This window comes from Undibacterium sp. TC4M20W (genome assembly GCF_049340245.1).
GTDB lineage: Bacteria > Pseudomonadota > Gammaproteobacteria > Burkholderiales > Burkholderiaceae_D > Undibacterium.
In genome coordinates, this window is sequence record NZ_JBMPPI010000020.1 from 91,010 (window position 1) to 112,458 (window position 21,449).

General features: G+C 50.7%; 21 protein-coding genes. 10 read left to right on the forward strand and 11 right to left on the reverse strand.

The genetic code is table 11. The features are described from left to right. Nucleotides 1–48 precede the first annotated feature (48 nt). The 3 genes from pal (at nt 49) to ACO0LL_RS21080 (ending at nt 2,039) form a co-directional block, all read left to right on the forward strand. Nucleotides 49–585: a peptidoglycan-associated lipoprotein Pal gene (pal, locus tag ACO0LL_RS21070; protein ID WP_422952773.1), complete on the forward strand. Its 537-nt coding sequence runs from the start codon at nt 49–51 to the stop codon at nt 583–585. A 176-nt stretch (nt 586–761) separates the two neighbouring features. Then, nucleotides 762–1,598, forward strand: coding sequence for a serine hydrolase (locus ACO0LL_RS21075; protein WP_422952774.1), 837 nt, complete (start codon nt 762–764; stop codon nt 1,596–1,598). Between the two features lie 99 nt (nt 1,599–1,697). Next, on the forward strand, nt 1,698–2,039 hold the full coding sequence (locus ACO0LL_RS21080; protein WP_422952775.1) for an NIPSNAP family protein: 342 nt from the start codon (nt 1,698–1,700) through the stop codon (nt 2,037–2,039). 37 nt (nt 2,040–2,076) lie between these two features. Here ACO0LL_RS21080 and ACO0LL_RS21085 read toward each other — a convergent pair whose 3' ends face one another. Beyond that, complete coding sequence (locus tag ACO0LL_RS21085) at nt 2,077–2,466, reverse strand: winged helix-turn-helix transcriptional regulator (RefSeq protein WP_422952776.1); 390 nt, start codon at nt 2,464–2,466, stop codon at nt 2,077–2,079. A gap of 115 nt (nt 2,467–2,581) precedes the next feature. Between ACO0LL_RS21085 and ACO0LL_RS21090 the strand changes: the two genes are divergently transcribed. The 3 genes from ACO0LL_RS21090 (at nt 2,582) to ACO0LL_RS21100 (ending at nt 5,550) form a co-directional block, all read left to right on the forward strand. Then, the gene (locus ACO0LL_RS21090; protein ID WP_422952777.1) at nt 2,582–3,115 is read left to right on the forward strand and encodes a nuclear transport factor 2 family protein; all 534 of its coding nucleotides are present in this window, start codon (nt 2,582–2,584) and stop codon (nt 3,113–3,115) included. Nucleotides 3,116–3,174: 59 nt separating this feature from the next. Continuing rightward, entirely contained in the window at nt 3,175–4,032 is an 858-nt protein-coding gene (locus ACO0LL_RS21095) for an SDR family oxidoreductase (protein WP_422952778.1), read from the forward strand. A 213-nt stretch (nt 4,033–4,245) separates the two neighbouring features. Next, nucleotides 4,246–5,550, forward strand: a complete 1,305-nt coding sequence (locus tag ACO0LL_RS21100) for an alpha/beta hydrolase family protein (protein WP_422952779.1) — start codon at nt 4,246–4,248, stop codon at nt 5,548–5,550. A gap of 48 nt (nt 5,551–5,598) precedes the next feature. Here the strand turns inward: ACO0LL_RS21100 and ACO0LL_RS21105 are convergent, their stop codons facing one another. The 9 genes from ACO0LL_RS21105 to ACO0LL_RS21145 form a co-directional block, all read right to left on the reverse strand. After that, on the reverse strand, nt 5,599–6,078 hold the full coding sequence (locus tag ACO0LL_RS21105; protein ID WP_422952780.1) for a NuoB/complex I 20 kDa subunit family protein: 480 nt from the start codon (nt 6,076–6,078) through the stop codon (nt 5,599–5,601). A gap of 46 nt (nt 6,079–6,124) precedes the next feature. After that, nucleotides 6,125–7,003 (reverse strand): helix-turn-helix domain-containing protein, encoded by an 879-nt coding sequence (locus ACO0LL_RS21110; protein ID WP_422952781.1) that lies wholly within the window; start codon nt 7,001–7,003, stop codon nt 6,125–6,127. A 58-nt stretch (nt 7,004–7,061) separates the two neighbouring features. After that, a complete protein-coding gene (locus ACO0LL_RS21115) occupies nt 7,062–7,631 on the reverse strand; it encodes a hypothetical protein (protein WP_422952782.1) in 570 nt (189 codons plus the stop codon). Between the two features lie 97 nt (nt 7,632–7,728). Then, nucleotides 7,729–8,334 (reverse strand): response regulator transcription factor, encoded by a 606-nt coding sequence (locus ACO0LL_RS21120; protein WP_422952783.1) that lies wholly within the window; start codon nt 8,332–8,334, stop codon nt 7,729–7,731. Continuing rightward, nucleotides 8,331–9,440: a sensor histidine kinase gene (locus tag ACO0LL_RS21125; RefSeq protein WP_422952784.1), complete on the reverse strand. Its 1,110-nt coding sequence runs from the start codon at nt 9,438–9,440 to the stop codon at nt 8,331–8,333. Before ACO0LL_RS21125 ends, ACO0LL_RS21120 begins: the two co-directional genes overlap by 4 nt. A 42-nt stretch (nt 9,441–9,482) precedes the next feature. Continuing rightward, nucleotides 9,483–11,303 carry a CIA30 family protein gene (locus ACO0LL_RS21130; RefSeq protein ID WP_422952785.1) on the reverse strand — a complete coding sequence of 607 codons (1,821 nt, stop codon included), beginning with the start codon at nt 11,301–11,303 and terminating at the stop codon, nt 9,483–9,485. A gap of 224 nt (nt 11,304–11,527) precedes the next feature. Next, the gene (sppA, locus tag ACO0LL_RS21135) at nt 11,528–13,384 is read right to left on the reverse strand and encodes a signal peptide peptidase SppA (protein ID WP_422952786.1); all 1,857 of its coding nucleotides are present in this window, start codon (nt 13,382–13,384) and stop codon (nt 11,528–11,530) included. A gap of 31 nt (nt 13,385–13,415) precedes the next feature. Next, entirely contained in the window at nt 13,416–14,429 is a 1,014-nt protein-coding gene (locus tag ACO0LL_RS21140; protein WP_422952787.1) for a S1/P1 nuclease, read from the reverse strand. 365 nt (nt 14,430–14,794) lie between these two features. After that, entirely contained in the window at nt 14,795–15,541 is a 747-nt protein-coding gene (locus tag ACO0LL_RS21145) for a hypothetical protein (protein ID WP_422952788.1), read from the reverse strand. A gap of 217 nt (nt 15,542–15,758) precedes the next feature. On the opposite strand from ACO0LL_RS21145, the gene ACO0LL_RS21150 reads away from it, so the two are divergent. The 4 genes from ACO0LL_RS21150 to ACO0LL_RS21165 all read left to right on the forward strand — a co-directional run bounded on the left by ACO0LL_RS21150 (nt 15,759) and on the right by ACO0LL_RS21165 (nt 19,955). Then, entirely contained in the window at nt 15,759–17,435 is a 1,677-nt protein-coding gene (locus tag ACO0LL_RS21150) for a peptide chain release factor 3 (RefSeq protein WP_422952789.1), read from the forward strand. 318 nt (nt 17,436–17,753) lie between these two features. After that, complete coding sequence (locus ACO0LL_RS21155) at nt 17,754–18,068, forward strand: hypothetical protein (RefSeq protein WP_422952790.1); 315 nt, start codon at nt 17,754–17,756, stop codon at nt 18,066–18,068. 274 nt (nt 18,069–18,342) lie between these two features. After that, nucleotides 18,343–19,152, forward strand: a complete 810-nt coding sequence (locus ACO0LL_RS21160; protein ID WP_422952791.1) for a transporter substrate-binding domain-containing protein — start codon at nt 18,343–18,345, stop codon at nt 19,150–19,152. Between the two features lie 143 nt (nt 19,153–19,295). Then, on the forward strand, nt 19,296–19,955 hold the full coding sequence (locus ACO0LL_RS21165) for an amino acid ABC transporter permease (RefSeq protein WP_422952792.1): 660 nt from the start codon (nt 19,296–19,298) through the stop codon (nt 19,953–19,955). 39 nt (nt 19,956–19,994) lie between these two features. Here the strand turns inward: ACO0LL_RS21165 and ACO0LL_RS21170 are convergent, their stop codons facing one another. Further along, nucleotides 19,995–21,443: a M48 family metallopeptidase gene (locus tag ACO0LL_RS21170; RefSeq protein ID WP_422952793.1), complete on the reverse strand. Its 1,449-nt coding sequence runs from the start codon at nt 21,441–21,443 to the stop codon at nt 19,995–19,997. Nucleotides 21,444–21,449: the final 6 nt, after the last annotated feature.

The window sequence follows — 21,449 nt, forward strand, 5'->3', positions numbered from 1 at the left end:
TATGCATCAGGTTTGAATCGACCAATTAAAAATTTAGAGGGTATTTACATGCGTGCAATCAACACAATCAAAAGCGCCGCCGGTCTGGTAGCAGTAGCAGTTTTATTGGCAGCTTGCAGTTCACCAGTAAAAGTGGCTGAGCAACCGGCAGAACAAACGAAGACAACAACCAAGCCTCCCGTAGTAGATACACGTACAGTTGCTCCGTTAAAAGCAGAAGTTGATGATTTGAATAATCCTAATAGTCCATTGGCAAAGCGTAGTGTCTATTTTGACTTCGATCAATACGTTGTCAAAACTGAGTATAGCGGTACTGTCAACGCCCACTCCAAATACCTGAGTGCCAATAATGGCAAGAAAATCCTGATTCAGGGTAATACCGACGAACGTGGTGGTCGTGAATACAATCTGGCGCTGGGCCAGAAACGTGCAGAAGCCGTGCGTAAATCCCTGTCTTTGCTGGGCGTGCCTGAAGCGCAAATGGAAGCGGTGTCCCTGGGTAAAGAAAAACCAAAAGCCACAGGTAGCGATGAAGCTGCGTGGGCAGAAAACCGCCGTGCAGATATTATCTACTCTGGTAAGTAATCTTCAGTTGTGAAAAAACCGGTTTGCATGTAGCGAGCAAAATTTGCCGCCTGTATGCAAGCTGGTTTTTCTCTATAATGTTGACGCAAAATTGTTATGCTCAAGTTAGTCTTTTGCCTTAGCAGTTTTGCGTCAGCCTTATTTGTTTAATCCCGTGACAGAATCGATGTGCCCAGATGTTGAAGCCCAAGTTATTAGTTGTCCTGATGTTGTACTGTGGCAGCCTGTCTGCCATGCAATTAAGTGCCCAGAATGCCATTGTTGTTGATGAGCGTAATGGCCAGGTGCTGCTGGAAAAAAATGCCGATGCGGTCGTGCCAATTGCCTCGCTGACCAAGCTTATGACAGCCATGGTGCTGCTCGACAGCAAAGCGAATATGGACGAGAAAATCTCTATAGAAGAAGAGGATAAAGACCAGCTCAAGCATAGCCGCTCCCATGTCCCTATAGGATCAAGCCTGACGCGTCGTGAGGCCTTGCAACTGGCACTGATGTCCTCTGATAACCGTGCTGCCGCTGCTCTGTCCCGCACTTATCCTGGTGGTCAGGGTGCCTTTATGGTCGCCGTTAAATCCAAATTGATTGCTTTAGGTATGGGGCACACTGTCATTCGCGAAGCGACTGGCTTGTCGCCAGAAAATACCTCGACAGCTGCTGACCTGGTGAAGATGGCACAAGCTGCATCACGCTATCCGGAAATTACTGACATTACGACCGACAGTGAAGACAGCGTCACCCTGAAGAATGGGCTCAGCCGTGAATTCCACAACACCAACCGCCTGATCGGTAAAAAAGGCTGGGACATCCTGCTATCAAAAACCGGCTTCACCAATGAAGCAGGTGCCTGTCTCATCATGCGAGTCAAGTTGGCAGGTAAAAAGGCCACCATGATTTTGCTGAATGCACGGGCAGGGTCGGCACGCTGGACCGACGCCCTGAATATAGGGAAATTGCTGGGCTATAAAGAAGAAATCAAGGCAAAGATAAGCAGAAGACATAGGCGTCATCACTGATCTTGTTCGTCCATGTCAGTACGTTTTTTTGATGATAAGTGGATGCCAGCAGCTTGTGCTAGCATGACGATTCTCAAATGAACCCTGACAGGCAAAACTATGACCCGCTTGGTCGAAATTCGCACCTATCGTCTCAAACCCGGCGTTGCCGAGGCCTTCCACCAGGCCGTGCATACCGTTGCTGTACCCATGCTAAAAAGCAGGAATATGGATGTAGTCGCTTACGGACATTCTGATCATGAAGAAGCGACATATTATCTGGTACGTTCTTATGCCAGTCGCGCAGCTTTGGAAGCAGAGCAAGATGCCTTCTATGGTTCCAGCGAATGGAAAAATGGCCCAAGAGCAGAGCTGGTCGATCGCATCGAGACGTATATGAATACTCTGGTCTGGTTGTCAGAAGACGCTATCAATAGCATGCGCGAGTTGAACAAAGCGTAGATAGCCTGCTACAGTCTCGGTCAGTGCTATGCAGGGCTTACGCAGCTTCATTCTCTTGATCAAACGCCTGCCTCGATAATTTAATCTTTTCAAAATTCTTGTCTGCCCAATCTACAAGGGCGCCCAAAGGCAGCATGACCGAGATACCTAGCGGGGTCAATTCATATTCCACACTGGGTGGTTTGGTCGGGAACACTTTTCGACTCAATAAACCATCTCTTTCCAGATCGCGCAAAGACTGGGTTAGCATGCGCTTGGAAATGTCAGGTACTTGCTTATGTAGCTGACTAAAGCGCAAAGAGCCCGCTTGCAGTGTCAACAAGATCAGCGGCGTCCATTTGGTGCTGATATGGTCAAGCACATTCCTGACTGGGCACATGGCAGGATCAAAATCCGATGCCATCCCCACCGCTTTAGATGGGTTCACTTTTGGTAACCTTGGCACGAAAAACTGCCTCCTTACAATTTTTAGACATAGTCTCTATTATAGACCTTGATTCGATCGCTAATACAAGTATATCGAAGCTAGGAGAGACTTTGTCATGAAAAAACAGATATACCGTTTTAAGAAAAACCTGGGCCTGGGTGCCATGTCTGCGCTCACCTTATCTACCTTGTTGATGGCTCTACCGTCGTCCAGCCATGCGCAGGAGCCGGTTGTAGGGGGCGAAAACCCTGATCTGCTGTTCAGCAGCAGTGATCCAAAGCTGCATGCCAACAAGCAAGTGGTCTATCACATCGTGAAAGACTTGCTGGAGGCCGGCCATTGGGAACTGGCGGACAAGTATCTGTCCAAGCGCTACCTGCAGCACAACCCGAACGCAGCGTCCGGCCTTGCTGGCGTGGTGAAATATTTTATCGACGTCAGAAAAGTCCAGGCCACACCCATACCGGAAAAAATGACGAAACCTGTGGTTGCAGTCATTGCCGAAGGTGACCTGGTAACAGTCATGTATCCCTTGCCAGTCAGGGACAAGACCACTGGACAGCTTTTATACACCACCACCTGGTTTGATACCTGGCGGATAGTGGATGGAAAAGCAGACGAACACTGGGATTCTGCACTTAAAAATTGATGAATTTTGATGAATTTTGATGAATATTGACGAATTTTCACATAACAGGAGAAATAAATATGATCGCAGTAACAGGTGCAAGTGGGCAATTGGGACGTCTGGTGATACAGGCTTTGTTGGGCACAGTCCCGGCTAATCAGATCGTTGCCATCGTCAGGGATGTCAGCAAGGCAGAGGATTTGCGCGCCAGTGGTGTGCAGGTTCGCCAGGGTGATTACAGCCAGCCAGAGACTTTGGCGACAGCCTTGCAGGGAGTGAAAAAAGTCTTGCTGGTGTCCTCCAGCGAAATTGGACAAAGACTGGAACAGCACAATAATGTGGTGCAGGCCGCAAAGAATGCAGGCGTGGAATTAATTGCTTACACCAGCATCCTGCACGCAGATACTTCACCACTTTTGCTGGCCCAGGAACATATAGCGACAGAACAACTGATACGCGACAGCGGCCTGCCTTTCGTCTTCTTGCGCAATGCTTGGTATATAGAAAACTATTTTTCTGCAGTGGGCACGGCGCTGCAAACTGGCAAGGTATTTGGGGCAGCAGGTGAAGGTAAATTCTCTGCAGCTTCCCGTGCCGATTTCGCTGCGGCTGCTGCAGCGGCACTGACCGGTCATGATCAGGGTGGCAAGATCTATGAACTGGCCGGTGACCAGGCATTCACTCTCAGTGAGTTGGCTGCGACCCTGGCTGAACTATCAGGCAAGCCTGTCGCCTATGTGAACTATGCGGAGACTGAGTACAAGGACTTGCTCGTGTCATTTGGTTTGCCAGAAGGTTTTGCTCATGTCCTGGCGCAATCAGATACAGGCGCTGCACAAGGTGGTTTGTATGATGGCAGTGGTCACTTGGCCAAACTGATCCAGCGGCCAACGGCGACTTTGCGCTCTGTGCTGCAAGCGCATTTGGCAACGGTATAAGCGACTTGTCAGCATAGGCCAAAACAGGCCAAATCCAAACTAAACCAGTAAAGCTGCAGCCCGCAGTTTTACTGGTTTTTTTTCACGCTACATTTATTCCAAAGCCTTTGATCAGGGTTTGAGTCATCGAAATCTTGCATTCATCGGATTGCAAGAGCTGGCAACGACAATACCGCATAGCATCCACGGCATTGATTCCTCTTGGAGAAATGCGTGAAAATATTATCTTCTATCCTGTTTGTTGCATGCACGCTAGCATGTCCCATCCTGTTTGCACAGGTTATCACTGTGCCTGATGTATTGAAGTCCAGCTCTTTTATACCGGCGCCTTGTGAGATAGGTATTTTTCAAAAAGACAAACAGGCATTTGTTGTCGTGACCAAGGCAGACAAAGGATTTAACTACAGCTTCAACAACGGGATGCTTGGCAATACGCTGGATTCCGGGACTACGCTCATATGTGGAAAGAATGCAGTCCTGGTTCGGGGAGATGAGGTCTGGAACAAGCTGGCCATTTCCGAGTTGAACACGCGATTTGAATCTGGTGGTGTCATACTCGCAGGTCGCTTGATGGAAGCTATGGAGCCGCCCGGTGCCGGGAAAAATACACCCCTGGTCGTCTATGCACATGGCTCAGAAGGCACTGGCTGGATAGACCGTGCAGGTGACCCTTATCAAATGCTCGGGCGGGGTATTTCGGTCTTTGTGTACGACAAACGCGGTACCGGACTTTCGCAAGGAGAATATACCCAAAACTTCCCCCGCCTGGCCGATGACCTGGTAGCAGCTTCGCATGAAGCCAGACGACTGGCAGCCGGGCGCTACGGTCGTTTTGGTCTCATAGGCTTGAGTCAGGGTGGGTGGATAGTGCCACTCGCGGCAGCGCGGGCCAGGGCAGAGTTTCTTGGGATTGGCTTTGGCCTGGCGGTTGATATTACGGGGCAGGATGCGGAGCAGGTCAGCAAGGAATTACGCGATCACGGGTATGGCGACGACATACTAGCCAAAGCCAGCAAGGTCACCGATGTGACAGCAAAAATAGCAAGATCTGATTTGAAAGAAGGGTTTGATGAGCTTGCTGATATCCAGAAGCAGTTTGGCAAAGAAGCCTGGTTCACCAGTATAAAGGGCGGATATTCAGGCGTGTTCCTGAGCATGTCCGTAGATGATTTGCGCCGTAACGGCGTACCAAAATTCGACAAGCTGAATATTGACTGGTCGCTTGATCCCATGCAGGTCTTGAGCAAAGTTGACGTGCCACAGATGTGGGTATTCGCGGATGAAGACCGCCAGGCTCCGGGTGCAGTGAGTTTGGAACGGCTCTCAAGTCTGCGTCGCCGGGGCAGTAATATCACGATTTACCGCTTCCCCGATACTGGTCACGGCATGTGGGAATATACAGAAGCAAAAGATGGCACGCGCAAGCAGACACGTATTACGCCAGGTTTTTACGATTTGATGGCGGACTGGGCAAAAGGCAAACTTGACGGCAGTTATGGGAAGGCATATCGCAGATAAATGGTCATGGATATGATTCCCTGTATTTCTGAAATACCAGAGCCTTTATTATCGGGCGAAGCTATTGCTGCGCTTGATTCTGCTTTGTAACTGCAGTAGGCCGTAAATCAAGGCCTCTGCCGTAGGTGGGCAACCTGGGATATAGATATCGACTGGCACGATACGGTCACAACCGCGCACGACAGAATAAGAGTAGTGGTAGTAGCCACCGCCATTGGCGCAAGAACCCATGGAAATCACATAGCGTGGCTCTGCCATCTGGTCATAGACTTTTCGTAGAGCTGGGGCCATTTTATTGGTGAGGGTGCCGGCAACGATCATCAAATCTGCATGGCGTGGGCTGGCGCGTGGCATGAATCCAAAGCGGTCCATGTCATACCGTGCGCTGGCAGCCTGCATCATCTCGACTGCGCAACAGGCAAGGCCAAAGGACAAGTACCACATGCTGTTGCTCTGTACCTTGTTCATCAGATCGTTGACGTTGGTGAGGATGTATGAATCCTGAAACAAACCTGTTTGTTCTTCCATGATGGGGTTCCTTGCTTGCCTGGTATGAGAAATCCCGATTATGGATTCAGGCGATAAGCTGGTCTTGAACCGAAACGACATCGATTTCATCTAGCGGAATAAACATGTTGCCTATATCAGTTTCATTAAAACGAAAGGCCCAGAGCGCAGGGTCCTGCGCTGCCAGCCCACGCATGAGCTGGGCTGGCGTATGGCCGGTAAAGCGGGCAAAGTCACGGTTCATGTGCGCCTGGTCGGCGTAACCAAAGCTGATCGCACATTCGGCCCAGGTAGGGGCTGACAAGTTGCCCAGCATGACTTGCATCAGCGACGCGCCATAACGCAGGTGCTGTTTGTAGCTGCGCAAACTCAGGCCAAAGCTGGCCAGGAAGCGTCGCTCAAACTGTCTGGTACCCAGACCGAGCTGGTCAGCCAGCTCATCGCCTGGTTTGCTGATCCAGTGAGGTGGCATTGCCAGCGGGGCGATGCGTGGTTTTTCCAGCAAACGCCAACGTAGCAACATGTCTTGCACCACTTCTACTTTGGCAGCAGTGTCGCAGGCAGCATGCAGTTTGTCCTGGAATTCATGGCAATTGGATGGCGGCAGCACATCGACGAGATCAATGACAGCATCACTGAATTCATCCACCGGATATCCAAGGATAGCGCTGAGCTTGCCAGGGCGGAACGCGGCTGAAATGAATCTTGAGCCGGGTTGAGCCTTGCCACGGTAGCGATGACGGCTGGGGCCTACGACAGTCAGGGGAGGTAATGCTTGCCCGTTTTCCATTTCAACAGCCCCGTGCGTAACCACAAGCAACATAGGTAGAGGGCTGGCAGGTACGGTGTACCAGCAGTCTGGAATATCCTTGACGAGAAAATGCATGCAGACATCCGCCAGCAGGGGATGTGGGGCGAGGCTGACATGGGATAAATAATCTTGCAATTTACGCTAACTCTGATTGCGGAAGAATTGGCGCTATTGTAGCCTGTTTGCAAGAAGCTTATTCACTCCTGACTGCTTGCTCTTCGGTCTGGTCCTGCGGCAGATAGCATGTGGCTGGCAGTGTTTCGGGCTTTATTTTGTAGAGATAAGTTGCTGTCGAAGTCTGCGCATCAGGCTTGAGTTTGATGGTCTTGAAATAGCGTCTTCTCAAGTCGGCATAGGCACGCAGATTCAGCGGGATATCTTTCAGGAGCAACAGTGGATTGGCAGCGATAGATGCAAAATCTTCGCCAGGCCGGTATTTGGAAAAAGCAAATCCCAGGCGTTTTACATATACCGGGAACATGGCCTTGCTTTCTTCCATGCCGCAAGCCAGCAAGACTGCAATTGCCTGGTGTTGGGCAGATGCTTTCCATTTATTACTCTCGTAATAATACAAGCCGGCGTCATCATAATTTTCTACAGTGCGCCAGCTACTCGCTGGCAAATAGCGACTGAGCTTGAGGGCTGCGGCATTCAGTTGCAATGCTTTTTTCTGGTCGTGATTTTTTTCAAATGCACTCATGGCGGCTTCGCGCAGCGCGTCTGACTTCGCTTCAAGCGCGGTTTGCTGAGCGTAAGAAAGCAAGGGAAGGCTGCATATCCAAAAAATAACTGCTTTTCTCATCGCCTTCATTCTTTTACTCCTTGCTATCGATCCTTCCAATTATAGGCCGCCTGAGAATTTACAACCAGCCTTGATCACGCGCCAGGCGATAGGCATCTACACGGTTTTTTGCATGCAGTTTGCTGATTGCTTCTGACAGGTAATTGCGCACCGTGCCTTCAGATAAATGCATGATTTTGGCAATTTCTGTACTGCTGGAACCCGACCCTGCCAGTCGTAAAACCTGGCGTTCACGCTCGCTCAGCGGGTCTTGTTCGCCGCCCCAGCTTTCCATCGCCAGCTCGGGAGCGATAGCGCGGCCACCGCCATGCACAGTGCGTATGGCTGCTGCCAGCGTATCGGCAGGCGCATCCTTGAGCATGTAACCACGCACGCCACTGGCCATGGCACGGCGCAGGTAGCCGCTGCGGGCAAAGGTGGTCAGCACGATGACTTTACTGTTGAGCTTTTTCTCTGCAATTGCTGCTGCCAGTTCCAGCCCTGTCATCAGGGGCATTTCTATATCAGTAACGAGTATGTCTGGCTGTTCTTTTTCGCACAAGGCCAAGGCTTCCTGGCCGTTTTTTGCGAGTGCAATGACTTTCAGGTCGTCTTCCAGGCCCAACAGGGCGGCCAGTGCGCCAGATACCAGGGCCTGGTCTTCGGCGATGATGATGCGTATCATGTCTTTTCTTTCAAGGGCAAAGATAATTCCAGGTGCAGGCCTGTGGCGTCTGGTGCTACCTGTACTTGCAGGCTTCCACCCAGGGCCAGTACACGTTCACTCATACCGTTCAAACCACTACCTTTGCGTACTGCACCAGTTTGTCCGGCGACGCCATTGTCGCTGATTTTCAAGATGACATGCGCATCTTGCTGGTAAAGCCTGATGTGGCATTGGCTGGCATGGGCATGCCGTATGATATTTGTGATGGCTTCACGTAATGCCAGCGCCAACACGTGTTCTTGTGCTGAGGGTATGGTGAATTGCTCAATCTCGCTGAGCAGGGTTACTTCTGCCGCGTCCAGAGTTTTTTTCGCAGACTGTAGTTCATGTCCCAGGCCAGTGGCGCGATAGCCGATGACGGCGGCCCGCACTTCGGCCAGTGCCTGCCGGGCCGTGTGCTCTATGTCATTGATCTCTTTTTTGCAGACCTCGGGATTTCTGTCCAGCAGTTTGCCGGCGAGTTCGGCCTTCAGGGTAATCACTGACAGGGTATGACCAAGCAAATCGTGCAAGTCCCTGGCGATGCGTTCGCGCTCAGCGAGGGCGGCCAGGTATTCGACTTCTTCCTGCTTCTTGAGCAGGTTTTCATTGCTGCGGCCAAGACGTTCACTGATGATGGCGCCAGCCCCGCTGGGGATGCTAAAGATCAGCGCCGGTACCCAGAAATAAGAATCCAGATGCATCAGCAGGCTGGCACTGACTATCGTGATGCCGATGCAGAATAAAGTCAGGTAAGCCTTGCGGGTATCCGGCAAACGCGAACAGATGGTGGCAGCAAATATGCAAAAAGTGGAACCGCCATAGTTATAAGGTGCCCACACGATACCCTGGGCGCATATAAATAAGATGCATGCATACAGGCGCCAGCCTGAGCACCAGAAGCTGTAAAAATAAACCGGCAGGAACAGCAACAGGCTCAGTGCCAGAAAAGCGATTTCCTCAGCTGTGGGTGTCACGTATAAATACTTCCAGCCAAAAATGGCAAACGAGAGTAGCCAGAAGTAGGGTGCCTTGCCATAACGCACTGGCACCCAGGGGAAAGAGAGAATTGATAAGATTGGCATGGTGACGGCTTTACCCCGGGGTGTTGAAACAAGAATGCAGCATTATTCCTTCAAAAGGCGGATGTCGGCAATTTCAAAATGATATTCACCGGTTTGCGGCCCGGCATTGAAGGCGAGGATAGTGATGATACTAGGGTCCATCCCCTTGAATTTAGTGAAGGGGATAGAGATTTCCTGCCAGTCTGACGTGGTTTTGAAACTGACTGAGACGGGAATAAAACTGCCTTGCATGCTGATGCCCACGCTATAGTCTCTGCCATCACCCTTGACTCGGAATTTCAAGGTATTGGCATTGCCGAGATTGACTGCTTCCATAGGTGTATTGCCGGGGAAAAAAGCCACACCAGCCCAGGGATAAGCGAAGCCGGGGTTGATGCTGCCAGAGACCGAGAGCGCATTCGCAGGGGCATCGCCGTCCTTGCCAGACTCGAGGACTTTCAGCGTGACTGTGGATTTGCCACTCATGGGGGCATCATTGGATGGATACCAGCCTGAGCCAAAAGGGCTGGCCAGTTTGTCTTTGCTGAACAGGCTTATGCGTCCATCTGCAGGAATTTCTACCAGCAGGTTTTTTTGCATGCTTTGTTTGCTGACTTCCTGCAGTTTTTGTTCACGTTGTGCGGTGACCCTTTCGCCATCCTTCCATACATCGACAATATTGCGTGTATTGAGAATATCTTTGTCAGGCTCACCATCAACCAGCAAGAGATCAGCTTTGTAGCCCCTGGCAATACGGCCACGGTCTTTCAGCCTGAAGGCAGTGGCTGGTACCGATGTGGCTGACGCCAGTGCTGCTATTGGGCTCAGGCCTGCCTCAACCAGTGCAGCGAGTTCATGATGCAGGCTGATGCCATACTGGGTGCCGGCATTGCCAGCATCGGTACCGGCCAGGACAGGAATGCCTGCCGCATGCATGGCCGCTGTTAGCTTTCTTGGTGCCTTGAGCAAATCAGCATCAGGTTTGTGGCCATACGGTGTATTCAGTGGCTGCATTTGCGATTTGCTGAGCAGGGCAATCATGCGTTTATCAGACAATACATCCTGTTCTTTCAGACCGGCGATACTATCCAGCACTGCAAAAGTCGGTATGACGAAAGCATGTTTGCTTTTTGCTCTGTTGACGAGTGCACGCAAATCCTGCTCACTGATTTGCCTGTCGGTGAACAGATGCACGAGGCCATCTGCACCGGCATCCAGCGCATCCTGTGCCTCTTTCAGGGTACCTATATGGACAACAGCGAGCTTGTTGCGCAAGTGTGCCGCCTTGACGAGTGCCTTGACGGTAGCATTGTCCAAGCTGTTGAAGGGATGTTTTTCACTGCCATGCTCTATGACGATCTTGATAAAATGTGAGCCTTCGGCAATACGGGCATCCACCCACGCCTGTGCTTCTTCAGGCTTGGTCAAGGTAGGGATGGGCATACCATATTCTGTGCCATGGCCACCGGGCGCAGTGGCGAGTGTGCCAGCAGAGATGATGTCGGCGCGGTCGCGGTTCTCGCCCTTGCGCATTTTTTCATTGATGGCCTTGAGCATCTCGACATTGCTGAACATGTCGATCTGTGTGGTTACGCCATAAAGGAGTGGCAGTTCCTGGTCCTGGAATGCATGTACATGGGCATCAATCAGGCCTGGCAACAAGGTGCGGCCTTTGCCATTGACGATGGTGGTATCAGCGGCAGGCTTGCCGGTGAAATTGCTATCCTGGATTTTTCCATCGACGATGAGTACATTTTTATTAGTCTGGATTTTTTGGCCATCAAACACGCGCACATGTTCAATCAAAAAACTCGCAGCAGTTGCTGGGAAATGAATAGTGCAAGCGCAAACAGCCAGTGCCAGGGCGAGAGTGGTTTTATGCATAGAATAACTCCTTGTTGGTTATGTTTTCATTTTGCCCTGCCAGGTAAGGTTGCAACAGAGGCAAATGCCATCAGTTTGAGATGACATTTGTCATATCGCTCTTTATGACCTTTATGATCTTGATCATCTTTGAACTTTGCTTCCTGATCTTTGACGCCTGCATTTTTGTGGACAAAAAAAATCCCGCAAGATGCGGGACTTTTTTATCCTTTGCCCAGATGACACTAAGGTGATGTACACAGACAATGTGTCAATGCAGTGAAGCCTTTGCCTTCTTTATTGACTTCTGATAACCAGCTCAGGTCGTTCAACACCTGGCTTGCAGCCGCTGGTGGCAGACCGGTAGGTACGGCAGCAAGTTTGAAATTGTCTTGCAATACCTTGGCGAGCTTGGCATCAAAGATACTCAAAATACGGTCTATCCTGGAAGGCTCGCGTTCTATATAGCTGACGCGGTAATCAGCACCCAGCTTGGCGCGGGTCGATGCGGACTTCAGTGCATCACCAAAATTACCTATGGTATCAATCAGGCCTCTTTCCTTGGCCTGGGTACCAGTCCAGACACGGCCCTGGGCAACTTCATTGATTTTCTCTGGCGTGGTTTTACGGGCTGCCGCTGCCTTGGAGGTGAACTCAGCATAAGTGTGATCTATGCTGGCTTGCAAAATTTGGGCAAAACGCGCATTGAAAGGACGCAGGGGATTGAATGGATCGGCCAGCCAGGTGGTTGGTGAACCAGCAGTGTGTACCCCCAGTTTGTCAGCCGCCTTGTCAGCAGATGGCAAAATCGCGATAACGCCAATGGAACCGGTAATCGTGGCTTCATCTGCAATCACTTCGTCAGCTGCCATCGAAATCCAGTAACCGCCGGATGCCGCAACGTCGCCCATGGATACCACGACGGGTTTGCCTGCCTTGCGCGTGAGTTCCAGTTCGCGGCGTATCAGTTCAGAACCAAAGGCACTGCCGCCGGGAGAATCTACCCGCAACACAACAGCTTTGATGCTGTCATCTTCTCTGGCTTTACGTATCATTTGTGAAGTCGATAAACCACCGATGGAACCTGGAGGCGCGCTTCCTTCGCTGATTTCACCAGCAGCAACAATGACACCAACGGCATCACCAAATGCCTTGGTCTTGACCCTGGCCAGGTAATCGTCAAAAGAAATCTGACGGAAGGTCTTGATCTGTTCGTCCCTGACACCGCGCTGGAGCATCAGTTCACGCAATTCATCACGGGTTTTCAAACCATCAACGAGCTTGGTATTGATCGCCAGTTTGGCGAGGTCGCCACTAGCATCGGTCAGCAATTTACCGAGGTCATTGATGCCGCGCATGATGTCGCCTGCTGGCAGTTTGCGGGCTTTTTCTACGTCGGTGGTATAGGTTTTCCACAGACCATTGTATAAATAAGCCTCAGCTTCTGCCGCTTCTTTGGATGGGCCGTTGGCGACATAAGGTTCACCAAAGCTCTTGAAGTTACCAGCCTTGAGCACATTGACGGTGACACCAACTTTGTCGAGCGCATCGCGGTAGTAATTGCGGTATTTACCAAAGCCCGTGATCGACACGGTACCCATGGGATGCAGATAGACTTCATTCGCATGCGAAGCCAGATAGTACTGGCGCTGGTCAAAGCTGGAACCCCAGGCGACCACGGTTTTGCCGCTGGCCTTGAAGCGGTCAAGCGCAGTTGCCACTTCACGCAGGGTAGCGAGACCTGCGCCCCCCATTTCATCGAGCAGCAAGACGGCACTGCTGACTTGCGGGTCTTTGCTGGCCTGGTCCAGCACTGCCAGCACATCGCGCAACTGCGTGGTTCTCTTGGTGTCGCCCCTGGCTTCTGCCAGCAAGGCTTCGCGCGGGCTGCTGTCATGTTGCTCTACCAGCGTGCCTTTCAGATTCAGGATCAGGGCAGTTTTGCTTTCTATTTTTTTCACCCCGCTGCTGAGAAGATTGACGATGATCATGATCAGGATAACCAGGATCAACAGGTTGAAAAATACCCTGCGGCTGAAATCCAGCGCATTCCAGAGATACTTGAATCCTTTTCCTGCCCAGCGTAGCGGAGTGAAAGCCATAAAAATTTCCTAATGTGACGGTAAGACTGAATTATTCAGGCCAGATGGTTTTTAACAACTGGGCCAGATGGGCACCGGCACGCGCCAGCGCATCTTCTTTCATATTCAGCATGGTTTTTTCATATTCGAGCGGTAAAGCGATAGACCAGTTATTTCCTCTTTGGTTCGGTGTGCTTTTACTGAACTGGGTGCCCGCAAACAAAATCCTGGCGTCACGGATGGCATCATTGGCCCACAAGACTGGCAATTCTTCAATGGTGCCATTGGTTGGCGCCACCGCTTTTGCCTTTTTGGTCAGCGCATCATTCATGCGGCCACGCTTGAATTGCTGTGGCAGATCGTCCCACAGCGAATGCAGATTGCCACATGGGCATTGCAGCGCATTGCCACCTACGGTATTGCTGCCACGGTCATACTGGCCTTCATCGGGGTTGACGATCTTGCCTTCCGCATTCAGGAACACAGATCCTACATGCAGCGGTTGGTGCAAGTCGCCAACATAGTGAGTCAATAACATCAGGGCTTCCTGCTTGTCCTTGAAATTGAAAGGGGCAGGCTGAGGCTTGCCTTGCAAGACCATGACCGCAGCACGGATCGCATACACAACATCATGATCGCTGGTGCCAACATAGCCCAGTTTGTATTGATCATGCTGCAAAGCCACGTCGGCATAGTGATATTGCTTGTGGCAATTTTCTTCGTCAGAAGCCGGGTTGCAATTGGTGTTATTGCGTTTTACATAGTCAGCCATGGCGGCGATGCCTGCTGCCGTCTCGAAAGAAGCACATTCTGGATAACGGCCTGTAGATGTATAGGCAAAATCCTTGTCCGGCGCTATACCCTTGACGCAATCACCCCATACAGCAATTTTTTCCAGCGAGTTATCACCGAGCAGAGCCTTGACCTGGGCACCGGCCTTGCTGCCTGCCAGCAGGTTTTCGGCAACGGCACCTACCGTCTGGTGTCCATCTGCGCCCCAGGCAAAGCCCAGTTGAGGCAAGCTGGCCAGCGCCAGCATGAAAGCGGATATCAGTAGCTTTTTCATAGAAATATCAGATAAGGAGTAATCAATACCAAAGATGGTAAGCTGCAAAGATGACGAGGATATAGCAAACTGATTAAATTGTGTGTAGAACTCATTTCATAAATAGGGTGAGATGCGTTTGCCTCATAACACGGTTTGGCAATGCGGATACGGCTGTTAATAGTGGCGCGACCGACAATAAATTCTATGCTGTCTGATACGCGTTATGAGGCAAACCCTCCGGGAACTGACGATTTGGGCGCATTGCTGTGTTGTGCCCTTTGCTAAGGCATGAGCCTTAGCTGCACAGGGTACATACCTAAGGCCTTGCACTTCATCCCAAATCGTCTTGTCCGCACTCATCCTATTTATGAAATGAGTTCTGATCAGAAAGCATATTGCAGGCGCATGCTGAACACGCCGGCATGGCGGGTATTGAGTTTGCCGACGACATACGATGCCTCATACTTGATGGCTTGCTTGCTGTCCGGCATATTGCCCAGTCTGACATTGCCAGAAATCATGGGGCCTGCGCGGTGAGATTGCCGGGCTCTGGCTGACCAGTTGTCCCAGTCACCAAGTTCTCCAAAGCCCTGCAAACCAAATTCCAGCTCAGACCGCAGACGGTATTTGCCCTGCCACTGGTATTTCATCTGTATGCGGCTGGTGGGCGTGACGCGGTAAGTTCTTTCCAGAAATACATTGGTATTTACCTGTATGCGGCCAAATTCAGTCTGCATGGCCGGGCCAAATTCAAAGTCCATGCCACGGCTGCTGTCGGTATTTTTGTTCAGGCTGGTATGCAGCGCCAGATCAACCGGATATTGTCCATGAGTCAGCAAGAAGTCGTTTTGACAGGTCCAGGCGCTATTTGCCAGCGAACTTGCGCCACGTTTTGCCCAACTTGCATACACTTCGGTGTACCAGGTCTTGTTAGGCATATAGCTGATACCCAGTTCAGGTACGGTCGAGGTCGCCCGGTTTTCGGGGAATGAAGACCAGGATTTGAAATCGATGGTCTTTTCACCCTCATTTTCATAGATACTGACCAGATAATAACCAGAACCCGCCTGTGCAGACATGGACATGGATACGCATAGAGAAAATGTTGCCGTAAGAGCAAATTTCTTCATGGTGAACTAAGTTATTGTAGATATCGTCATGCCCACATAATGGCATTGTCATGGGAAAGTGCAAGAAAATCTCTTGGGGGAATTGTTATTTCCTTCATTTTTCTTGGAAAGGGTGACAAATTGCACAGGTGCTGGCAGCGCTTACATTCGACTTCGCCCCCAATACCAGCTAAACTTGCGTGTTTTTCTTCATTTTTGCGGCATCAGCATGAACACCATGAATACATCCCCAGACGATAGCGCTGAATCCGGCCACGAGTCAGTCTCAGAGACAACTACGTCCAGCGCGGCATCGAAAGACCTGATCAGCCGCGAAGTGGCACGCCGCCGCACCTTCGGCATTATTTCCCATCCGGATGCGGGTAAAACCACGCTGACTGAAAAGCTGCTGATGTTCTCGGGCGCGATTCAACTGGCGGGTACCGTCAAGGCGCGCAAAAGTGGCCGCCATGCGACATCTGACTGGATGGAAATCGAAAAGCAACGCGGCATCTCGGTCGCTTCATCGGTCATGCAGTTTGAATACCGCGACCACGTGGTCAACCTGCTCGACACCCCGGGTCACCAGGATTTTTCTGAAGATACCTACCGTGTATTGACGGCAGTCGATTCTGCCCTGATGGTGATTGATGCCGCCAAGGGTGTGGAAGAACAGACCATCAAGCTGCTGAATGTTTGCCGCATGCGCAATACGCCCATCATCACCTTCGTCAACAAGATGGACCGCGAAACCCGCGACCCGCTGGAATTGCTCGATGAACTGGAATCTGTATTGAAAATACAGTGTGCACCAGTGACCTGGCCTATCGGCATGGGCAAGACTTTCCGTGGTGTGTATCACATCCTGAAAGATGAGATTTTGCTGTTCACGCCAGGTAGCGAACGTGCTGACCAGGAATTTGAAGTCATCAAGGGCATCGATAACCCGCGCCTGGTCGAGATGTTCCCGCTGGAAATCGAGCAACTGAAGATGGAAGTCGAACTGGTGCATGGCGCATCCCACCCATTCAGTCTGGATGACTTTTTGGCGGGTGTGCAGACACCGGTATTCTTTGGTTCTGCCATCAATAACTTTGGTGTGCGTGAAATTTTGAATGCCTTGCTGGACTGGGCACCGGCACCGCGTGAACGCGATGCGACGATACGTTCTGTTGAACCTAAAGAGGTTCCGTTCTCTGGCTTTATTTTCAAAATCCAGGCGAACATGGACCCGGCCCATCGTGACCGTATCGCCTTCCTGCGAGTCTGTTCTGGCCGGTTCGAGCGCGGCATGAAACTCAAACATCTGCGACTGAATCGCGAGATCAAGGTGTCTTCTGTCGTGACCTTCATGGCATCTTCGCGTGAACAGGTGGAAGAGGCTTACGCTGGCGATATCATAGGCTTGCCTAACCATGGCAATATGCAGATCGGTGACAGTTTCTCTGAAGGTGAATTGCTGCAATTTACTGGCATCCCTTATTTTGCACCTGACTTTTTCCGTACGGCACGTATCCTGAACCCTTTGAAAATCAAGCAATTGCAAAAAGGCTTGCAGCAATTGGGTGAAGAGGGTGCCGTGCAGGTATTCAAGCCCGTCGTCAGCAGTGATCTGGTGCTGGGTGCGGTGGGGGTCTTGCAGTTTGAAGTGGTAGCCAGCCGTCTTAAAAATGAATACGGTGTTGATGCCGTGTTTGAAGGCACCAGCATCAGCAGCGCCCGCTGGATCAGTTGCGATGACAAGAAAATGCTGGCTGATTTTGAACGTTCCAGCGCTGGCGGCAATATTGCTTATGATGCGGCAGGCAATATGGCTTACCTGGCGACCTCGGGTGTGAATTTGAAATTGACACAAGAACGTTGGCCTGGCGTAACTTTCCACGCTACACGTGAGCATGCTGCTAAATTGAGCTGAGTCTATCTACACTACATTCAGTAAGCATTGCCAGTAAAAAAAGTGGCTGACAGAGCAAAAAGCCTCTGTTAGCCGCTTTGCTATTGGGGCTTTAAAAATTTACTTGAATGCAGATTTTAATTTGCTAACATGGTCATTTAAGATCAGCTTTTTGCACGGCAATATGACGCGCAGTTGACATGCAGCTGTCATATTGTGGGTGCAAGATAATGTACACACACCCAATAGCCCTGTAGCAGTATCTGTAACAGCAGAAATTGCAGGCGGGCAATCAATTTCCTTCCCGGTTTTTTTGCAACTTTGATGAGGAGCGTGATCATGGCATTATTTTTTATTGAAGCAGTCCGTTTTGACGGCAGCGGCCAGCGTGTCGCCAAAGTGCGCTGGGGCAAGAGCAAGGGTGGCCAGGTGATGCCCCCCGCCATGGTAGATGACCCGCAGGAGGCCGATGTACAGACAGTATTGGATACCATTGCCAATGGCGATGAAGTATTACCAAAGTTCCACGGTGAAAATGGCATCATACTCGGGCCAAAAGTGGTTGGCATACATTATGAAGATGGCGCCAGTGGTTTGAGCACCGCCAGCGACGATACGCCAGGTCACAGCCTGAATGACTTGCCTTCCTTCTGATCTTTTTTGATCCTTTTGACCCTTCCGGCGCGCCTCTGTTTTTCCTTGTGGCAAAAGTGTAAGAGGCGCGCTGTCAATTCCCGGTTTTGCAATCCTTCCATGTTTTTCGCATATAGACTAGCTTGGTATATGCAAATAAGAAATACTTCGTTGTCCTAATGTAGTCAGACTCCATATCATATACAGGTCGCCGGATAAATCTTTCTTTCTGGCATGTTTCAGTGTGTATGCCTTCTGTTATCAATAATGAAGGTGTAAAAAACTTCTCAGGGATATGATGAAAACTTCTACAAAAAAAACAATTTCCACTTTACTGGCTGGCGTTATTTTGGCTGGTGCTTCTTTGACCGCAACAGCTGCGGACTTGCTCGATACTGTTAAAACGCGCGGCACCTTAAAAATCGCGCTGGAAGGTACTTATCCTCCATTCAATTTTAAAGATACCAAAACCAATGAACTGGCTGGCTTTGACGTTGATGTTGCCAAATTACTGGCAGCTAAACTGGGTGTTAAACCAGAATTCGTGACTTCTGAATGGAGCGGCATACTTGCAGGTTTATCGGCTGGCAAGTTTGATGTCATCGTCAATCAGGTGGGCGTGACTGCCAAGCGTCAGGAGACTTTTGATTTCTCTGATCCATACACTGTTTCCAGCGCACAGCTCATCGTCAAAAAAGATGAAAAGCGCGAATTCAAAAGCCTGGAAGACCTGAAAGGCAAAAAACTTGGCGTAGGCCAGGGTAGCAATTATGAAGAACGTGCCAAGGCGGTGGCTGGTGTTGAAGTCAAGAGCTACCCGGGCGCACCTGAATACCTGCAAGATCTGGCAGCTGGCCGTGTTGATGCCGCATTGAATGACAGCTTGATGGTTGCCTACCTCGTCAAAACCAGCAATCTGCCTATCAAGGCTGGTGCACCTATCGGTGAAATTGCAAAAAATGGTATTCCCTTCCAAAAGAATAACCCCAAGTTTGCCGCTGCCCTGAATGCGGCCCTGGCTGACATCATCAAGGATGGTAGCTTTGCCAAGGCATCCAATAAATGGTTTGGCAAGGATGTCAGCAAGGCACCTGCTGCACAATAAGCGACAAACAAGCTGAAATTAAGTCGGCAATACTATCTGATATGGATTGCCGGCTGATTACGCATGTATGATTAAGTGGATGTAATCCATTTGATGTCACTACTATCCCCGTCATCACGGGGATATTTCTTTTTAAAGTCGCCATGGAAATTTTCGAATTGCTGCAAATGGCCGCACCGGTCATGTTGAAGGGCGTTGCCTATACCCTGTTGTTTGCCATTGGTGCCATGGTGGGTGGTTTGATACTGGGTTTCTTGCTGGCGGTTGCGCGCATATTGCCAAGCAAATTGATCAGCACGCCAGCTGCTGTCTATGTCAGTCTGATACGCGGCACACCCTTGCTGGTACAAATTTTTGTCATCTATTACGGCTTGCCTGGCATAGGTATAGAATTTTCAGCGACATCGGCAGGAATACTGGCACTGAGCCTGAACGCCGGTGCCTATCTGTCAGAAAGCATACGCGGGGCGATAGTCGGTGTCAGCCGCGGTCAATGGTCGGCCAGTTCCAGCCTGGGTTTGAATTATGGGCAGACTCTGCGCTACATCGTCGTACCACAAGCCATGCGTGTGGCAGTGCCGTCCATGAGCAATACCCTCATCAGTTTGATCAAGGATACTTCTCTGGTATCGGTCATTACCGTGACAGAGCTGATGCTGGCGACCAAGGAAGTCATCGCCACCAGCTTTCGCCCCTTGCCACTGTACATCGCAGCCGCTTGCGTTTATTGGGCGCTGAGCCTGTGTTTTGAAGTCGTACAAAGACGCCTGGAAAAACGCTTGCAGCAAGCCCATCAGGTTTGACACGGCACTACATTACGCCGTTCCGCTTGCCTAGGCAGTTTATGCAGCATCCTTTTGCAAGCCATTCAGATAAGCGACAGTCAGTTTGGATTGTAGCGCGGCTTGCAATAATTCTGATGGCATGAGCCTGGTGTCAGAGCGTGTCATGGTCAGTGCCTGGCCAGGCAGCAGGCTGGCTTTATAGCCATAATGCGTCAGACACGCGGCAATCCAGGACTCCATGATTTCGAGTACATACAGACGCTTGCCCAGTGGCGACAGGAAGCTGACCCCTTCTGGCCTGAGCCTGTCCCATAAGCTGTTTGGATCAGTCGCCATTTTGACCAGTTCATTCAGGGGCAGGGCTTGCGGGTCCATCCAGCTACCGGCAAATCGCTGTTTATTCTGCTCCTGCAAGACTTCGGTAGCATATCTGTCCCAGTCACAATGCTGCAGGTTTTCTTTTTCAAACATCGCATACCAGGCATTCTCTGTTTCTGCTTCTCCACCCAGTAAATGCAGGCACTGAGACAGGGGAGGGAAGCTGGGTTTGGCACCCGGTACGACGGCTGCTACCCTTTCTTCCAGACTGGGATGAGTATCAAATTCCGTGGTCGTGTGTGATTCTGCGTAGTTGATCGCAGTTTGAATATCGGCCCGCTTTACGCCGGGTTTGCAGAAACGGCGGAAACCTTCAAAAATAGGCATGCGCACGCCACGATTCAAGGCAGGGCCAAGTTCATAGTCAAGATAACTGGACCACATCGGTGAAATCAAATGCACCTTTTCCAGCGCTGCCCGGGTAGCTACCGGGCCAAATTTTTTGGCAGCCAATGCATCGGCAGCGAATTCCTGCTCGCGTGATACGGCTGCTGATAATTTCAAAAACCATTTGCCGTAATAACGGAACAGGACATCCAGGAAAAACATGGAGTCGTCCAGGTCGGTCACCGTATAGGCGATAGAAGTGCGGGTGCGGTACACCCAGGGACCGAGTGACAGGTCGCCTGCAACAAAGTGACCAAATTCATGGGCAATGACTGAGCCCAGCTCTGCCTCAGAGAGGGTGCCCAGCAAAGGCAGGCCCAGACCAACCTCAAGCTCCTTGACCTTCCCCCGCCAGTTCTTTTTGCCGCTGATGAAAGCAGATGCCACACCTATCAGGTGAATGTTGACTGGTGCTTCTACCTTGAGTTCCTTGGCGATGCGTTCCACCATGGCATACAAGGGTTCAGCGGTTTGGCGTGATAAAGGTTTAACGGTATCACCGCTCTTTTTCTCTTTGCTGCGTGGCCGCAGCGAATACGCCAGCGTCAATGCAGCAATACCTGCAATGACACCAGAAAACTGTAAAGAAGAGCGGTGATTGATCTGGGTAATCGGCACCCATGCCAATGCAATTAACAGCCCAAGGGCGAGTACCCAAAAGCCAACCCAGAGTGCGACAACCAGTCCGGCGCGGCGCGTCAGGTTGGTTTTTTGTGGTTTGCGTTGATGATCTGTTTTCATAAATTA

Bases quoted from the DNA above. Each gene is read 5' to 3' on its own strand.
- ACO0LL_RS21075 (WP_422952774.1), top strand. From the start codon at position 762: ATGTTGAAGCCCAAGTTATTAGTTGTCCTGATGTTGTACTGTGGCAGC.
- ACO0LL_RS21105 (WP_422952780.1), bottom strand. From the start codon at position 6,078: ATGGAAGAACAAACAGGTTTGTTTCAGGATTCATACATCCTCACCAAC.
- ACO0LL_RS21160 (WP_422952791.1), top strand. From the start codon at position 18,343: ATGATGAAAACTTCTACAAAAAAAACAATTTCCACTTTACTGGCTGGC.
- ACO0LL_RS21130 (WP_422952785.1), bottom strand. From the start codon at position 11,303: ATGCATAAAACCACTCTCGCCCTGGCACTGGCTGTTTGCGCTTGCACT.
- ACO0LL_RS21095 (WP_422952778.1), top strand. From the start codon at position 3,175: ATGATCGCAGTAACAGGTGCAAGTGGGCAATTGGGACGTCTGGTGATA.
- ACO0LL_RS21090 (WP_422952777.1), top strand. From the start codon at position 2,582: ATGAAAAAACAGATATACCGTTTTAAGAAAAACCTGGGCCTGGGTGCC.
- ACO0LL_RS21140 (WP_422952787.1), bottom strand. From the start codon at position 14,429: ATGAAAAAGCTACTGATATCCGCTTTCATGCTGGCGCTGGCCAGCTTG.
- ACO0LL_RS21170 (WP_422952793.1), bottom strand. From the start codon at position 21,443: ATGAAAACAGATCATCAACGCAAACCACAAAAAACCAACCTGACGCGC.
- ACO0LL_RS21145 (WP_422952788.1), bottom strand. From the start codon at position 15,541: ATGAAGAAATTTGCTCTTACGGCAACATTTTCTCTATGCGTATCCATG.
- pal (WP_422952773.1), top strand. From the start codon at position 49: ATGCGTGCAATCAACACAATCAAAAGCGCCGCCGGTCTGGTAGCAGTA.
- ACO0LL_RS21165 (WP_422952792.1), top strand. From the start codon at position 19,296: ATGGAAATTTTCGAATTGCTGCAAATGGCCGCACCGGTCATGTTGAAG.
- sppA (WP_422952786.1), bottom strand. From the start codon at position 13,384: ATGGCTTTCACTCCGCTACGCTGGGCAGGAAAAGGATTCAAGTATCTC.
- ACO0LL_RS21150 (WP_422952789.1), top strand. From the start codon at position 15,759: ATGAATACATCCCCAGACGATAGCGCTGAATCCGGCCACGAGTCAGTC.
- ACO0LL_RS21120 (WP_422952783.1), bottom strand. From the start codon at position 8,334: ATGATACGCATCATCATCGCCGAAGACCAGGCCCTGGTATCTGGCGCA.
- ACO0LL_RS21125 (WP_422952784.1), bottom strand. From the start codon at position 9,440: ATGCCAATCTTATCAATTCTCTCTTTCCCCTGGGTGCCAGTGCGTTAT.
- ACO0LL_RS21080 (WP_422952775.1), top strand. From the start codon at position 1,698: ATGACCCGCTTGGTCGAAATTCGCACCTATCGTCTCAAACCCGGCGTT.
- ACO0LL_RS21155 (WP_422952790.1), top strand. From the start codon at position 17,754: ATGGCATTATTTTTTATTGAAGCAGTCCGTTTTGACGGCAGCGGCCAG.